We start from the raw sequence: 18,529 nt of genomic DNA, 5'->3' as shown, positions 1-18,529 counted from the left end.
GTTAACCAAAGATAAATGAGCAGCAAGGCAAAACTTCCTAGGACGGTACGTTCACTCAGCCCACATAGTTAGGCGTATGAAGTTTATTTATACCCGTTTAAAACAACTGGCTCATCTAGCCCTAACTTCACTCTATTTCTTTTAATAAGCGCTTTTGGTAGTGGAATAAACCCAGCATTTCGTACCTGTTGTGTATTGTGGTCGGTTGTAAGGAGTTCAAATAGCTTTGATTTTTTGATCTTCTGATTAGTGTCGAATTGTTTATTTATATAAACGTAATAGACCACGGAAAATGGATAGCGAAGAGAATAGATGCAATCTGTGCTCAAAGAGCATGAGTCATCGTTATGATGAACAGAGAGAGCCTTGTAGCTCGACCACTGTTCTGAGTATTTAAAATCGGAGTATCGCATATAAGCTTTGGCTGAAAAGTCGTCGCTTAAAGCCCGTTTCAATCGGTCTTCATCAAGCATTTGAATCGATGATTGACAACCATTAGAGCTCACATCTGGGTTACTTAAACGCATCTCCCCGAAAGCATACGTATTTGCATCACAGCGTTTCAATTCACTAACGGAAACACTATCTACCGTACTCTTTTGACTATTGATTACGACAATAGCGTTTGCCATTAAAAACAAACGTGTAGGCCTGTGGCCTCTTCCTCGTTGAAATCGGGAGATGTTTTCATCTGACCATATCTTAGATGTGATCGCAATAGAGGCTCCGTCATTTAGCATGTCGTTAAAACCACCAGACTGAGATGCAAGCGCTACATTTACACTTGGCTCATCTATCAATGTTTCTATCGTTTCTAGTATCTCTGGTTCGACAAAAATCGATGTTCGAGCCTCAGAGTCAGCAAATGCCAGCGGTGAAATCAAACATGAAGTTAGAGCAAAGAAAGGCAAGACTTTAATTTTCATAATTCAACTCCAACTTCGAGTTAGGTGTCAACTCGCTGTCCGAACTAAATATAGTCCACGCTTGTTCAGTACTTTCAGCTTTCGTGTTTACAACAGCAATTGTGCGCCTTTCCCGTTTTTTTAGTTGTATCGTCAATGCCGTATTCTGATAAAACTCTTGCTCTTCAATTCGATTATCTTGAATGCCGTTTCTCACTAGCAATTCTCGTATAGCTGCCGTTCTTTTCTTTGCCAACGCTTTGTTGTATTCGAGTGACGCTTCAGGGCTTGTGTCTCCTATCAGTATGACTTGCGCATTTGGGTTACTCTGAAGCAATGCTTTCAACTCGCTTAGCGGCATATCATGAGATGGCGTTACCTGATGCTCATCCATCGCAAAGAAAAAGCTGAGCAGGTGTGTCTGCGAGTCGTTGACCCAATTCGCACAGCCCTCACTGTCAACAACCACACCTTTGGGCGTATCTGCGCAGTTATCTCGTTGGTTTATCACGCCATCACTATCATTGTCTTTAAGGTCGTTGTACTGGTAAGTGGTCAACATCGTATCCGGTGATTCAGCACAGCCTGCTAACATGAAAACTAGAAGACTCGTCACTGCGAATTTATCCATTATTGTTCTCCTTCCAGTTCTCTGGATACTCAACTCGCAACGCATAAGTCAGAATCCCCATCGAGTTGAATAAACGGTAAGTGGCAACCAAATGATCGTACTTTGTTCGGGTGTAGTTCCGTCTCGCAACAAACGTTTCAACTTTGGCATCTAATACATCTAACAAACTACGTCGCCCTACATTGAACTGCTGGATGTACCCTAATTCAGTTACTTTCGCCGCATCAACGTTGACTTTTAAAAACTCCATTTGCTGTTGAAGCAATGTATGTGCGTCCCATGCCAGCCTTACACCTTCATTCGCATCTAGTTCTGCATTTGCTCGAATAGCCCTCGCCTCCTCTACTCGCCAGGCAGATGACTCCATTCGGGAGTCTGTAGAAAAGCCGTTAAAAAGATCGTAGTTGACCGTCAGCATAACCTTTGCATCTTCGTTAATGCCTTCAATATTATCCACGTTGTCTGTTTTGTTGGCTGACAGCTCAAGCTTGAGCTCTGGGTAGTAATCCCCCTTTTCTCTTTTTACTTCATGTCGAGCCGCCTCTAAATCTTTCATCGCTGACTGTATGGATGGGTGCAACCTAACCGCTTGTTTGAGTGCTTCGTCAAGCTTATTCGGAAGCAACTCCTGCGGGTAAACAGGTTCAACTAAGTTTTGCGGCGCTCGACCAACCAAACGTACAAATCTTGTTCTAGCATCGGAAAGATTGTTTTGGGCGGCAATCAATGAGGACTGTGTTGTCGCGACACGCGAAGAAACCTGCGCTAAGTCGGAGTTGCTGGTTAAACCTTTTTCTTTTTTATCTAGAATGAAACGGTAGATCTCTTGGTGTTCATTTAGGTTTCTTTCTGTCAGTTTCATCAACTCTCGGGCATGTAAAACATCCACATACGCTCTGACAGTATCTAATGCAACATTTTCCGCAGATGCCAATAAGTCCAAGCGTTCAGCTTCAGCCTCGTAAGATAGGCGATCAACATCAGCACTTGTTTTAAATCCATCAAATAACAGTTGGGAGATTCTTACGCCCATCTCCGTTCTTTCTAATGTTCTATCTTCACTGTCGATGTAGTTTCCGTTGTTATATCGAGTACCTTCGTACCCTGCTGCTGCATACAAATTAACCTGAGGAAGAAATGAACCATTTATGGCATTTCGGTCTCGTACCATCGACTCATAGCGAGAATAGCGAGCAAGCAAACTGGGGGAGCTATCGAGAGATAACGTAACTGACTCCTCTAAAGTCAAAGCGTTTGGCGACGATGATACTGCAAACAAGACCAATAACGTTGATTTAAGCCGCATCTTATATCCTTATGTCTATCTTTCTCTGAGCGAATTCTCTTTCGCACGTAATATAGGTTTTAACCAATAATTCAGTACTGTTTTTTCTCCTGTAAGAATGTCTACCACAACCTGCATTCCCGGGATGATCGTAAACTTATCATCAACCTTGAAAGTAACGTTGGCACGGTAGTAGGCATTGCCCTCTTCATTTTGAAGTGCATCGGCGCTTACGTAGGTCACTTCTCCTTCTAGGCCTCCGTAAATGACAAAGTCATAGGCAGACAACTTTACCGTTGCCGGCAGGCCAGGCCTTATAAAGGCGATATTCTGAGGAGAAATTCTCGCTTCAACGATTAACGTGCTATTACGAGGGACTATTTCTAAAATAGGCTCACCCGGCTTAACCACACCTCCGATGGTTCTGACAAAAACATCTTTGATGGTTCCATCGACCGGAGAAAGTAACTGCGTTCGATTCAACTGATCCGCAATCGCCTGACGACTTTCATTGAGCTGCGCTAGTTGCGTCACAACTTCATTGAGCTGCCCTTGTGCCTCTGCCCTAAAAGCAAGCGCAGTACCACGATAATCTGCGATGGATTCAGAATACACAGCCCTTTGCTTTTGGGCAGCAGCTTGTGAACTCGCGATGTCTCCTTTGAGCTTTATAACGTCTCTATTCAGTTTTAATAATTCCACTTCAGCCACCGCGCCACTAGAAACCACCTCTCTCAACATATCTCGCTCTTTCGAGACAATAACCAGACTGCTTTTTAGTGTTTGAATGGTATTCAAGGTATCTAGATAAGCTTGCGATTGTTGCTCAATTCGCAATTTAGCCTCCTCCAGCTCAGACTCCAGTTGGCTCAACCGCTCAAGATAGTTTGCTTTGGCATTCAGATAGGCAGAGTGGCCGGTCATCGAAATATCAAATGTCTGAGGCTCGATACTCACTTGTTGTTTCCAATCCAGTTGGAGGCTATTCACTTTTACCGTTTCTAATTCAATTTGAAGCCTCTGCTTTCTGGCGAGCAAAGATTCAACTTGTTCAGAGGTCTCCGAATAGGTCGACTTAAACCTTGTATCATCCAGAATAGCGATGGTTTGCCCCTTAGTGACGCTTTCACCAGGCATGACAAGTAACTCCTTTAGAATGCCTCCCTCTAAGCTCTGAATCGTCTGAACAGACAAAGTAGGAACAACCTTTCCTTCGCCGACAACCACTTCGTCTAACCTCGCCCACGAGGCCCAAATAATCACACTTAGCACTAACGCGGCAGACAACCAAATCAACGTTCTCGAACGGTTTGCTAAATGAGCATTACTCCAACGAACTGTGCTCATCATTGACCTCCTTCGCGTACAATTGATACTGCGCGTACTCTGTTCGTTTTCGCGTTAGACTGTTGTTTAGCAAAAATTTCTTGGGGCGCTCCTTCCCTCAAAATTGTGCCTTTATCAAGCACAACAATTCGATCACAAAGCGATAATAAGGAATGTTTATGAGAGCTAATAATCATCGTCGTCGAGTGCGGCAACGATTTAAGAGCATTAAACAATGCATTCTCAGCTGGCTGGTCTAAGGAACTGGTTGGCTCGTCTAAAATTAATGCTGCAGGGTTTCGATAAAAAGCTCTTGAAATCGCTACAGCTTGCCTTTGCCCCCCCGACAAATAACGCCCTCCTTCTCCGACTTGCGTTTCTAGACCATGAGGAAGGCGACTCATGTACTGGTTCAAACCCGATAATTCTATCGCACGGCGTAATCGTTCTTGATCAATAACATGATGTCCTAATACTATGTTTTCCATAATGCTGCCGTATATAAGATGCGAATCTTGGCCAACCCAACCCGTTTTCTCTCTTATCAATTCGGCGGACCAAAGCTGACTGTCAATGTCATCAAAATAAACGCTACCCTGTAAGGCACTGAGTTGATTGGTAATAATAGAAAGGAGTGTAGACTTTCCTGCTCCTGCACTACCAATAACGCCAACGCGTTCGCCTTGCTTGATAGTAAGATTAATATCTCTCAAACATGGCATATCAACATCTGGGTATTGGAAGCTCACGTTTTCTAAACGTATATTCCCTGTAAATTCGGCAGACGTAATGACCTGACTGCGTTGCGCCTCCTGAGGTAAAGACATGATAGAATTTAAGCCTTCAACCGCTGTTTTTGTCTGTTGATAGCGAAGTAACAGCATAGCTAACTGGTTAATCGCCCCTGCAGCACGACCGCTAAGCATGACAATAGCAATGAGCCCCCCCATGCTGAGCAATCCCTCAGAAATTCTGTACACGCCTGTTACAAGTAACATTACGGTAATTATCTGCTGGCTAGATTGAATGGAGTAAGCAACGATATTCGAATAGTTTCGTGATTGATTTTGCCAATCAGAAAGCATTGATACCGTTTGCTCCCAACGCTTTTGTGCTTCTCCCGTAGCGTTATTTTGCTTAATCTCTTTTAAAGAGGACAATGAATCAAACAAGTGAGCTTGTCGCTTCATGGATAGTGCAGCACTTTCCGTATGTGATTGTTCTATTTTTGCTTTTACCGCAAAGCCAAGGATCAGCAGGGTAAACATGACGGCAATAGGTATGAACATCATTGCCCCACCTAGCCAACCTATTAAGACTAAAAATAACAACGTAAATGGGAGATCAACTAAGGTCACAAGAGATGCAGAAGTAAAAAAATCGCGAACACTATCAAAATCTTGTAGTTGTCGAGCGAATGCACCGACTGATGCAGGACGGTGTTCAAGTTTCATCCCCATAACTTTAGAAAAAAGTATCGAAGAAAGCTTGTTATCGATGTACTTACCCGCGGTATCAGTGACAACTCCCCTTGCTTTACGCAATAGCCAATCAAAAATAATGATGACGGAGACACCAGTGACCAAAACCCATAATGTACTGAAAGCTTGATTAGGCACTACACGATCGTAAACGTTCATAGTGAAAAGCGGAATAACTAGCGCTAGCGTATTGATAAGGAAAGAGGCAATCAAAAGATCTCGATACCACGGAGACATTTCTTTCACTACGGCGAAAAGCCAATGTTCATTATAATCCGCTTGAATAGAACTTATCCGTTTGTCCAGCTCTGGACGCATAGAAACTTGCCATGCTTGAGGCTGGAATTGATTATGCAGCTCCTCGCTCGTGACGTATTGCGTTTCACCTTGATCTTCACTAAATAACGTGACTTGATAATCGCTGTTATGTCGCTCAGATATAATAGCGGGTTGTAACGTCTTCCTATTGATTACCACCAATGGAAAGCTCAACATTGCGGTGGATTTTAAATCGATTAATGTGAGTTCAAGATCGGCTCGCTCAGTGGCTCTGATGAATAAGTCACTATCCAATCTACCCTCAACAAGAGGTAATCCAGAAAGCACCTTTTTTGTATGGTGTCTAACCTCAAAATAACGCATCAACCAAGCTAACGATTGCCCCCAAGGATCGTTAGTCAGCTCACTTGATGAGGATGAGTGATGCTTCATGACATACCACCTACTAGCAAGTTGTTGTCATCAATCATCTTCTGTAAGACATTTTCTTCGGCTACGCCAGTCGAGTCACCTTTGTAAAGCTGATCGAGAGTGACGCCCTGCATAAGAATCTGTTGTTTTGTCCCCGTCTCTTCTGGTTTTATGTGAAGCGTTACGCCATCATCATTCTCTGTTAAATCGAGCTTATTATCGACTTCTGTTATCGAGGTAGCGGTGATTATCGGGGCGATGTCAATTGTGTCATTATCATCACCAATAACGGATATTTGGAAATCGTTGATCACATCGTACGAGGGCTTTAACTCGTTACCGAGCCCTGAACTGTCAAACTGGAATACATCGCTGCCACTTCCTCCAATAAGCAAATCATTAGCATCTGTCGCAAGTAATGTTTGGCCCCCTTCTTCCACTAAGGTAACATTGACTGTCTGAACAGCACCTTCTGCGACTGTAGCACCCAGTGTTGCAATCGGTTTTATCGACAACGTAAAATCACTTGCACCGCTAAACCCGCCAACGATGGAAAGATCAGCGACATCCTCTTGATCAACAGTATAAATGCCGTTCAATCTTTCACCATGACTCAACTCTAGATCTGTTGGTAATCCGCGAATCTCCACACTTCCAAACTCTTCGGGTGCAGGATTGACTAAATTCATGCTCAACCCCAAAGGAATACTCCCAGACGCTTCAGACACAATAGACTGATAATCGGCCGTTAGTGTTGGCTCATCAGCTTCAGGGGTAACAACAATGGTTAGATCGGTAGTTTGCACATCTCCAAAATCGGTTTCGAGTGTCTCTGACACTATCGCTTGATCAAACGTTCTAACATTGAGAGCAACATCCATCGTTCCAAATGCATCCTTCGGAATGAACTCCAAACCTGACACTTCATTTGCTCGCACTAATACCGTCGCCACGGCATTGCCCGTGTCATCGAAGGTAAAGGATGAGAATTGAGTTCCAATACGAATCCTACCTAAGCCTTCCAATGCAGAGGGTTCAGAGCTTGCTTTGATCAACATCGACACTTCTATATATTCGTTGCTATTTGTTTCAAAACCGCTCGCTAAAAAGTCAATCGAAATGGAATCACCTTCATCTCCAGTGAACGTGTTAGAGGTTGTATTCAACGATACATCATCGCCAATCGGTTTTACGCCGACGTTGAACTGAGAAGTGGTATAGTTATAGTCGTTTGATCCAGACTCTTGGGTAATAGCTTGCAGTGTTAATGAAATATCCCCACTAAAATCTAGTGGCGGTAGAAAGTAAACCTTATCAAGTTGTGCTTGAGTTAGCTGCCACTCCTTGCTCTCACCATCCGTTGAACCGTTATCAGGGAGTAATTCGAACGTCCCATTATTGTCCCAAACCAACACGGCTCCGTCTGGCACTCCTGTCATGACCAAAGACATCGACTCAGAACCATCTTGATCGATTAATGATGCAGATAAGTTTCCTAAATAAATATAATTATCTTCATTACCAACTACGTCTTCTGTTTCCAGAACCGCTTTATCAACCACTGGGGCAATGGTAACGGTAACTTCTGTTGATTTAGTTTGAGTATCTTTCGCACTGTCAGTACTTAAACAACTTCCCGTGACTTCATCAGTAATGTTTGCGTCAACGGAAATAACAAGCTCTCCACTGTAGTTTTCAGGTGGGATTAACTGAATTTCGTTTAGACGCGTAACATCTGTCACTACCCATGTTCCATCACCGTTGTCAATGAGTAGGCTCGGGTCCACGGCAGTAAACCGCGCATTCTCGTCAGACACCGATAAAGAAACCCAATTGACACTTTCAAGGCCAGTCGCTGCGTCACCTTCTCCAGTAATGGACTGCATTGGCCCTTCACTATCGCCCAATACAAGAGCAAGATTCAGGTTGGTTATAGTATCTTCTTGAACCGTAACTTGGCTTGGTGCTATCGCGATATCATCGACAACAGGAGAGATTTGTACCGTAATGGTCTGAGAGGTTGTTTTCGAGTCACCATCGCATGGGGCCGTTTCTGTCACTTCTAAATTGAAAGTAATGCAACCAGCAAAGTCCTCATCCACGCCAGTAAGCGTCAAGGAAGACAATCCAGCGCTAGAAATTGAATAACCCAACAGATTGCCCGCATTATCATAAGCAGGTATCACACCTTCGCCAGTAAGCTCGACTCCTTCAGGTAAAGAATCTGCGGCGACAAAGAAGGAAACTAAGTTACCATCACTACTCGCTACATCAGGGTTTAAAAACGCCCCAATTGAGACATCTTCACCTTCTTTACCTACAATATCCCCACTTTGAACGCTTCCTGGTTCACCAGGATCAGCACACTGGTCTCCATCTCCTTCATGGCCAGTAATTTGAATTTGGAACTGACCTGTGATGTATTGAGCATCCGTTCCATCTCGAACATACGCTAACACATTCACATCAAGTATCTCTGTATTAGATGGGCTATAAATCGATGCGCTAGCAAGCAAATCTTGAGCGGTTTCCAACACGCTATCACTTGTGATTCCTTCCATTGGAATCAGCCAGTTCCCATCGGCATCTTGAGAAGCACCATTCGGATGAGTAACAATGAGGTCTTGACCCTGCGGTATCTGTAAAACGATGTAATCGAGATACTCTGAACCATCAATATCCGCTTCTGTAAATGTAATGCCTCCACTCACGTCGACAGCAGACCCATCCGTACTTGTGAATACTTCAGTCGCGCCTTCTAAACGTGTTTTGTCAATATCTTCATTACCAATATCCACTTTGCCAGAAACCACGACGCTCAAAGAGCCATTGATTGCCTTTACATCAGTCTCCATCGTCGGAGACGTGTCTGTCACTTCGTACTGAACTTCCAGGCTAAATGTCCCACTTAGGTCTTCATTAGCTTTTACAGTGATTCGTCCACTGTTTAACAACTCAGATAATGTTGCCGAGCTACCATCAAGTAGTTCATTGAGTTCTAACGGTAAGTTACTTTCCTCTACTGCATTACCATCAAAGTAAAGCGTTAAGCCACCTGGAATGGATACAATGGTGTATCCTGTCAAGGACTCACTAGAATCTATATCTTGATTAACGACAGGCTCAAGATTTAGTGTGATGAAATTGTCCTCAATACCATTGCTTTGTAATTCTTGACCGTCAGTTTGATCAACAATAGGTGAGATTTCCATTTCCACTTTAAGAGGGGTTTCAGCAGAATCACCATCCGGCTCTGTTGAAACGACGATAACATCCATGCTCAGTGTTCCACTAAAATCTTGCTCTGTTTTGAGGTAAGTGTTTTCAAGAACAGCATTCGAGACCTGATAAACTGGCCCCGTTATTGGGTCCACGTAAGCAATTGGAAGAACAATAGGGTCACCATTTACATCTGTCAGTTGTGTTCCCAAAGGGATGTTCTGAAGCAAAATATTAATTTCTTCTGATAGATCGTCGTCTGATGTCTGGATGATAAAATCCAGTTGTATCAGGTTATCTTCGTCTAACGTAGAGAGATTACTAATTACTTTAGTCGCTTGATCATATTGCCAATTCCCCTGTCCACCATCTAGGACAATTGGTTCATCGACCACGCCTTTTAGCTTAATGTCAATGGTTGCAGATTGGCTCTCGGCGGTTTCATTAAGAGGTGCTAAGCCATCAATAGTCGACTCTATTGAAATGGCGGTTACTTGAAGGGATAGAGATTCAGTAAATGAGCTGATATCCGATTTTGGTTGAAGTAACGCCTCTGAATTGGCTAGAGCATTGGAGGTCACTAGGTAGGTATTAATACCGATAAGCGTAATCCCAGCTCCGACAGGCAATGTCCAACCATCTTGAACTTCTATGCGATAAGACAGAGACTCCGAGCCATCTGTGTCAGTGAGCCGCCCTAGGATGTACTCTTTTAAGTCAATCGCTTGGTCTTCAAGCCCCTGAATGTTTTTAACGGTCAGCGTAGGCACATCGGCATCTGGAGATATATCGATAACAACTTGCTCAGTGATCTCCGCTGTTTTATCTTGCTCATCGGCAAACACACTACCCGACTCAGTCGTTACTGCCGTCACATCAAAAGTAAATCTTCCGGCTAAGTTTTCGTTAGATGTGATTTCAATTTGATCTAACTCGGATTGGCTATACGCTTTCCCTTCCTCAATAGCACTTCCGTTAAGTGTTAATATAAGTCCATCTGGAATATTCGAAATTTGGTAGTGGAGCGTTTCAGAACCGTCTTGGTCAAACTTTTCAGCAACAATATTGAGTGAAAGTGATTCAGCGGAATCTTCAACACTTTGATAAGAAAAGTCCGAATCATTAGACCACTCTGGCAAATCTGCAACCGGTAAAACGTTAACATTTAACGTGTTATTGCCTTGTAATACAAAACCATCTGGTTCGACATCAGATACGATTAATGCAGACACTGCTAACGAAACTTTGATAGTGTTGCCCGACAGGTTTAGTGCTGGTTGATAAGTGAGATCACCATTTGGAACAGTGAATATACCCACCCCCATTAGCTCTGTACCAGAAAGACTAATAAATCCGTCATTATCATCATCTTCAAGGCGCGCTCCGTCTAAAAACAGAGCCCCTCCTTGTAGAGATTCAACAGAGATCCTTATCGCTTCAACACGCTCATTATTCTCCATATCCCCAGGAGAAACTCTAATCGGTAACGCGACTGGCGTAGGGTCTCCACTATTATTCGCGCCATTATCTTCTAACGTATCTACATTAACGGTTCGAATAAAGCCCCTAGCATCATCAAGAATTAATTGAGCTTCACTGCTTGCTTGGTCACCGTCTGCATCCGTCACAGTTATCGTTAGATCATCAAGCAAACCACCTACAGGCGTATTAACAATAAGCTCGGTAGTTAGCGTAAATGTCCCATCTTGAGAAATAGTCAGCGTTCCATATTTTAAGTTACCATCACTACTATTGATTAAATCGATGGTCCAAGCATCATTGCTAAATACCGAACTCGCCGTATCGTATGTTTCACCTGCATAGGTCAAACTTGAAATCAACGTGCCATCTGAACTGATTAAGTCGGCATTATTGCTAAACCAGTTTCCCGAAAACTCATCCCCCTCGGTAAGTTCAATTTCTATTGGTGAGCTTGTGTCTTCAGGGATATCATCCACTACACTAACGGTATATGTCTCAGCTTCAGACTGGTCGCCATCCTTATCAACGGCATAAATTGAAAAACTGAGTTCTAATGTGTTCTCGTCCGCTGGAACACCGTCAGGTTCATCGTGTTCAAGTGCACGGTATAGATCAAACTCGACAGTCCCATCGGTATTAAATCTAATTCTAAAGACGTCTTGCTCGCTTTCATCTCTTGCATATAACCAACCATTCGAGTCCGGTGAATCAAGCGAAACCAGGCTACCACTACTTGTTTTATAGCCGAGCGCATTGAACATATCGATATTCACGCTCACACTGGCGATAGAGTCTGAACCTTGTAATAGCGTAATGGATGGTGACGAGCCCTCGATGCCAGAATCAAGCGAATCATCATTCAGCCCGCTTTCATTGACTGTGATTCCCTCTGTAATTACTAGTTCCGGAAACAAGCCATCATAGACCTGTATGTTGGACTCCGTAGAGATCTCGCTTCCATCAGAATCTCTCGCCACGATGGGCATAGAGATCGACAATTGCGTCCCATCACCTAAAACATGGTCAAGCGAGTGATAAAGCTCTACAGTTACATTAACGGTAGACGTATCATTTGATGGCAAAGAGAAGTCACTAGGTAACGTGACCCTAAATATAACGTCTCCAGTGTCAGAAATTGCGTCAAAGCTTCCATCATTGTTATCGTACCAAGTGACAGCCTCTCCGTTATAAGTAACAGCATCACCAAGTGTAGTTTTGACAGTATCTCCATCATTTATGTCAACACCCAGATACACAATCGGATCGAATGACGACGTAACTATCACATCCGTATTCGCTATGGCTGAAACCCCATCAGGAGCAATGTTTGTATCGACAGGTGTTTCGGTTAACTCGACATTGCCACTATTGATTAACGCTTGTCCATTGTCGTTATCTATCACATTAATGTCTAAAACGACCGACGTGTTATCTTGGTCTGAGTCCATTGCAGTAACAACGAGAGGTACGTTTGGATCAGTATTTTCTTGTTGGTCGAGAGCCTGAAAAAGCTCAAAGGAGTAGGTAATGTCGCTATTTGCATCAATAGGTAATGAAGCACTGAGGGTAGCTTGAAAGATGGGAATCTGAGTTTGCCCATCTTCGTCAAGAATATAACCATCAAGTGTTTTGCCATCCGCAGAGACTTGATAAAGCACAACTTGTTCACCACTCGTCAACAAGGGTTGTTCAGAGACGATGAACGACAAAGATTCGAGGTAATCACTGCCAACCTCAACTTGAAAATTCCCTGAGCTCAACACACTTCCATTTGCGAGATCAGATTCTTTTACTTCTACCCCATTCAAATTATTTAAAGTTGGGTCTGCGCCATCCTTTAGAACATAGTCAATTTCATTCTCTACAAGCGGTGTGGCATCTATATCTACGCCACCAATGGTCAACGGGAAAGTGACCGTATCACTGCTATTGAATTGATCGATAGGGTGCTCAAGAGTAAGCGAAATTGAAGCTAATACATCGTTACCCGACTCAACGCCACTCAACGTTAACGTAAATACAGTGACACCATTCGCAAATGCTGTAATTTGCTTTCCACTGGAACTTAACGTGTAGCTAAGCTCATTATCAGAGACTGAGCTTGTAAGCCCTAATGCTTCTAACTTAGTAATAGATGACCCACCGAAATACAAACTACTCGGATCCGGGTTGTCAGATCCCGCGACAATATTGACAGTTCCTTCAGAGTTCAATATCGGGCCATCCAAAGGGACTTCTGTTACGTCTATAGTCGCATTGCCTACGTAACCTGCTTGTCCATCACTAATATCAATCGTCGCGTTAGCCAAGCCATAGTCTTGGGAGTCATCTGCAGCTAAATAGCTGAAAGAAACACTTTGCTCGACCGAATGATCTAGGTTTCGACCTGCATCAAACTGCCAAGAGCCATCAGAAAATACGGTTAATTCGCCTTTTTCTAAACTAAAACTTACGGATCCCCCCTCTAGAATTGACTTCTGCTCCCCGCCAGCCTCTACAAATTTCACATAAAGTGTTCCATCAAGATCAATATCATTTTCAAGTAGATTGCCCGTAATTGTTTGATCTTCTAAGACTGAGTATGTGTCATCTCTAATCACCGGATCAGAGTCATAAATAGTAATCGTTAACGGTGCCACAACCGTCTCTTGTGTACCGTCAGCATCACTTTGAATGCTTTCAACCAATACGTTAGTCACCAGCTCATCTTGACCTACACCATGATCAATCGCTTCATAAAAAGTAATTTGAACCGTACCATCATCATTGACTTCTGCTGAGAAAACTAATCGGTCGTCAGTCGATGTTCCTTGTAAGCTCAACCCATCTTCTGCAACAACAACGTTAATAGATTGACCGACCGATGTAAGCGCACTCAAACTTGGCTGCTCTGCATGCAGTGCTGGCACACCATTTTCTATGTTGATGGCTGCCGAGCTGCTTTGCTCACCAAAAAATCCAACGATGTTTTCAGAAAATACCGTTGAACCGGGTAGCACTATTGTTGGCATGGTATCGACCGCATGGTTGCCGGCGGTATCCAACACTTCAGCTTCAATGGTCCACGTGCTGTTTAGATTGAGAGTGTTTACGTCAATTCCAGTTACTGTCCACGAACCTGATGCATCAACAAGGCCAGTAAAATTCAGCGTGCTGTCTCCGTCACTTACCCGAATCGTCACTGCCAGACCTTGCTCTACACCATTGGTTGTCCCTCTCATTTCCGTGACTATACCCTCACGGAAATCATCAATGGCAAGACCACCGCTAATATAAAAATCCGTATCTATATCAATGGTGGGAGCTGTGGCATCTATGGTCGTAGCCTCATCCATTGCTTTCGCTTGGTTGCCCGCTACATCATTCACGGAGGCAGATACGGTTAACGCCCCATCGGCTAACGTGGATAAGTTCGCCCCTTCGACTTGCCACATACCATCAACGACAACGGCATTGAACGAGAGCATCACCCCTGAGCTGTCTTGAACCGTGACAGAAACCGTCTGACCATTTTCAACATCACTGACTTGCCCTGACAAAGTGACAGATTGGCGCTCTTCAATGTTTAAATAGCCGTCTCCGCCATCGTCAACGTCCACCGTCACACTTGCAAGCGTATCTTTGATGATGGTGTTTTCACTGGTTGCAGGGTTGCCCGCTATATCTATACTCTCAGCAACAACTGTGAGCGTACCTTCAGACAATCCAGAAAGGTCAACGTCGTCCAGAGACCAACTTCCACCAGTCACCACCGTTTCTAAGTTTATGACCGCTCCTAACGAGTCGGTTACCGTAACTTGGATACGCTGGCCATCTTCAATGTTTTCAATCGTCCCTTCGAGGCGAGTAGTCGCGATTTCGTACTGATTTAAATACTCATCCCCTCCACCATCAAAATTGACGTTCACCGTTGCAAGCGTATCTTTAATGGTCGTATCGACGGCGTTCAGGTTATTGCCATAAATGTCAGAAACCACAGAAGTCACCGTAAGCGGCCCTTCAGCAAGAGAAGACAGATCAACGCCTGATAGGGTATAAGCCTCATTCTCTACGGTCGTTGTAAGAGTAATGGAATTATTGAGGCTGTCGGTAATGGTGATAGTAACAAGCCACTCATCGCTTATCTTGAGTGCGTCACCTTGAATCGTGACACTAGGAACTTCAAACTGGTTTTCGTATCCATCACCGCCATCAAGAATATCTACTGTTAAAGAGGCATCATCGTTCAAACCTTCAATTGCCTCTAAGGTAATATCCAATGTTACGGAGGTGGTGTCACCGTCTGAATCTGTTGCATTAACTAACAATGGTATATCCAGGATTTGATCTTTTGACAGATCGAAAGAGCGATATAATTCAAAGGAATACTCTATTTCACTAGTCGACTCTAAAGGTAATGTGGATAATAGTTTCGATTGAAAAATATTTACTTCCACCCCACCTTCTAAGATATAGCCAGTAATTGTCGTACCGTCATCAGACAGACGGTAAAGCAACTCACTTTCACTACTCACTAATGTGGGCTGGTTTAATTCGCTAAATCGAAGAGAGTCAACATAATCACTCCCGATATCGAGTTGAAGGCTCCCAGTCTTAAAGATTGTCCCACTTTCTAGATTAATCTCCTCCATTGCAACAACAGTCAAGTTGCTCAACGTAGGATCAACACCATCTTTCAACACGAAATCAATTTCATTCTCTACAAGCGGTGTGGAGTCTAGATCTGTCCCTCCAATGGTCAACGGGAAAGTGACCGTATCACTACTATTGAATTGATCGATAGGATGATCAAGAGTAAGCGAAATTGAAGCTAGTACATCGTTACCCGACTCAATGCCACTCAATGTTAACGTAAATACAGTGACACCATTGGCAAATGCTGTGATTTGCTTCCCACTGGAACTTAACGTGTAGCTAAGCTCAGTATTAGAGACTGAGCTTGTAAGCCCTAATGCCTCTAACTTAGTAATGGATGCCTCACCAAAATACAAACTAGTCGGATCAGGGTTATCAGAGCCAGCAATCACATTAACACTGCCTTCGGTGGTTAATAATGCCGCTCCCAGAGGTACTTCTGCTGTTTTTATAGTAGCGCTACCTACATAACCCGCTTGGCCATCTATAATGTCGATGGTCGCGGTTGCTACACCGTAATCTTTTGAATCATCGGCTGCGAGATAATCAAAAACGAGACTTTGCTCAACCGTGTGATCTAAGTTGCGACTGGCATTCAACTGCCAAGAGCCATCTGAAAATACGGTTAATTCACCCTTCTCTAGACTAAAACTTACTGAGCCACCATCAGGGACAGACTGGATCTCTCCTCCGGCTCTGACATATCGAATGTACAAGTCACCATCAATATCAATGTCATTCTCCAGTACATTGCCAGAAATGACTTGGCCTTCGGTTACACTATATGACTCATTTTCGATCACTGGATCGGCATCAAGGATGGCGATTTCTAGGGGGGCCACAACCGTTTCTTGTGTACCGTCAGCATCACTTTGAGTGCTTCCAACCAATACGTTAGTCACTAGCTCATCTTGACCTACACCATGATCAATCGCTTCATAAAAAGTAATTTGAACCGTACCATCATCATTGACTTCTGCTGAGAAAACTAATCGGTCGTCAGTCGATGTTCCTTGTAAGCTCAACCCATCTTCTGCAACAACAACGTTAATAGATTGACCGACCGATGTAAGCGCACTCAAACTTGGCTGCTCTGCATGCAGTGCTGGCACACCATTTTCTATGTTGATGGCTGCCGAGCTGCTTTGCTCACCAAAAAATCCAACGATGTTTTCAGAAAATACCGTTGAACCGGGTAGCACTATTGTTGGCATGGTATCGACCGCATGGTTGCCGGCGGTATCCAACACTTCAGCTTCAATGGTCCACGTGCTGTTTAGATTGAGAGTGTTTACGTCAATTCCAGTTACTGTCCACGAACCTGATGCATCAACAAGGCCAGTAAAATTCAGCGTGCTGTCTCCGTCACTTACCCGAATCGTCACTGCCAGACCTTGCTCTACACCATTGGTTGTCCCTCTCATTTCCGTGACTATACCCTCACGGAAATCATCAATGGCAAGACCACCGCTAATATAAAAATCCGTATCTATATCAATGGTGGGAGCTGTGGCATCTATGGTCGTAGCCTCATCCATTGCTTTCGCTTGGTTGCCCGCTACATCATTCACGGAGGCAGATACGGTTAACGCCCCATCGGCTAACGTGGATAAGTTCGCCCCTTCGACTTGCCACATACCATCAACGACAACGGCATTGAACGAGAGCATCACCCCTGAGCTGTCTTGAACCGTGACAGAAACCGTCTGACCATTTTCAACATCACTGACTTGCCCTGACAAAGTGACAGATTGGCGCTCTTCAATGTTTAAATAGCCGTCTCCGCCATCGTCAACGTCCACCGTCACACTTGCAAGCGTATCTTTGATGATGGTGTTTTCACTGGTTGCAGGGTTGCCCGCTATATCTATACTCTCAGCAACAACTGTGAGCGTACCTTCAGACAATCCAGAAAGGTCAACGTCGTCCAGAGACCAACTTCCACCAGTCACCACCGTTTCTAAGTTTATGACCGCTCCTAACGAGTCGGTTACCGTAACTTGGATACGCTGGCCATCTTCAATGTTTTCAATCGTCCCTTCGAGGCGAGTAGTCGCGATTTCGTACTGATTTAAATACTCATCCCCTCCACCATCAAAATTGACGTTCACCGTTGCAAGCGTATCTTTAATGGTCGTATCGACGGCGTTCAGGTTATTGCCATAAATGTCAGAAACCACAGAAGTCACCGTAAGCGGCCCTTCAGCAAGAGAAGACAGATCAACGCCTGATAGGGTATAAGCCTCATTCTCTACGGTCGTTGTAAGAGTAATGGAATTATTGAGGCTGTCGGTAATGGTGATAGTAACAAGCCACTCATCGCTTATCTTGAGTGCGTCACCTTGAATCGTGACACTAGGAACTTCAAACTGGTTTTCGTATCCATCGCCGCCATCAAGAATATCCACCGTTAATATAGCATCGGGATTCAACCGCTCAGGAGCCTGAGTCTCAGAAGTTGGGTTTTCTCTTTCTTGCACTGCTGGCCTAGTAACATAGCCATTAGAAACGAGTTGCTCAGGTAAAACAGCGCGAATATAGGCAACAAAACTTAACCCACCAGAAGACTCACTAAAATCTCGAACGCTCTGATTAAAAGTGGATTCAATACCGTTTTGAGAAGCAATTAAAAGATCATTCGAACTCGATTCATCCTCACTTGTTGTATCTTCATTAAATGCAATATCGAGAATGTCAGTATTAAGAACAACCACCTCTACTTCTGGAACTAATTGTTCGTTAGGCAACATTTGGATCCAAGAACCGTCACTTAAAACCGCCCAAAGAACATTACCGATTTGAATGTAGAGTATTGGCTGCATAATTCGCCCCATATGAAACAACGAACTTTAAGTATGGTCGACGAATGTGACTG

At 43.8% G+C, this 18,529-nt stretch carries 6 protein-coding genes; all 6 read right to left on the bottom strand.

Annotated elements, in window-relative coordinates; all coding sequences use genetic code 11:
• Positions 1-83: 83 nt before the first annotated feature.
• The 6 genes from R7F64_RS05515 to R7F64_RS05490 are packed head-to-tail and all read right to left on the bottom strand — an operon-like array spanning position 84 to position 18,476.
• Positions 84-926, bottom strand: coding sequence for a phosphate ABC transporter substrate-binding protein (locus R7F64_RS05515; protein ID WP_318071511.1), 843 nt, complete (start codon positions 924-926; stop codon positions 84-86).
• Entirely contained in the window at positions 916-1,536 is a 621-nt protein-coding gene (locus tag R7F64_RS05510) for an OmpA family protein (RefSeq protein WP_318071510.1), read from the bottom strand. The genes R7F64_RS05515 and R7F64_RS05510 overlap by 11 nt, the downstream gene beginning before the upstream one ends.
• Positions 1,529-2,842, bottom strand: a complete 1,314-nt coding sequence (locus R7F64_RS05505; RefSeq protein WP_318071509.1) for a TolC family outer membrane protein — start codon at positions 2,840-2,842, stop codon at positions 1,529-1,531. Before R7F64_RS05505 ends, R7F64_RS05510 begins: the two co-directional genes overlap by 8 nt.
• 15 nt (positions 2,843-2,857) lie before the next feature.
• Complete coding sequence (locus R7F64_RS05500) at positions 2,858-4,171, bottom strand: HlyD family type I secretion periplasmic adaptor subunit (protein ID WP_047102180.1); 1,314 nt, start codon at positions 4,169-4,171, stop codon at positions 2,858-2,860.
• Entirely contained in the window at positions 4,168-6,339 is a 2,172-nt protein-coding gene (locus R7F64_RS05495; RefSeq protein ID WP_318071508.1) for a type I secretion system permease/ATPase, read from the bottom strand. Before R7F64_RS05495 ends, R7F64_RS05500 begins: the two co-directional genes overlap by 4 nt.
• Entirely contained in the window at positions 6,336-18,476 is a 12,141-nt protein-coding gene (locus tag R7F64_RS05490; RefSeq protein ID WP_318071507.1) for an Ig-like domain-containing protein, read from the bottom strand. The genes R7F64_RS05495 and R7F64_RS05490 overlap by 4 nt, the downstream gene beginning before the upstream one ends.
• Positions 18,477-18,529: the final 53 nt, after the last annotated feature.

Source organism: Vibrio sp. Vb1980 (genome assembly GCF_033338615.1).
GTDB lineage: Bacteria > Pseudomonadota > Gammaproteobacteria > Enterobacterales > Vibrionaceae > Vibrio > Vibrio alginolyticus.
This window is presented reverse-complemented; position numbering and strand designations above follow the sequence as displayed.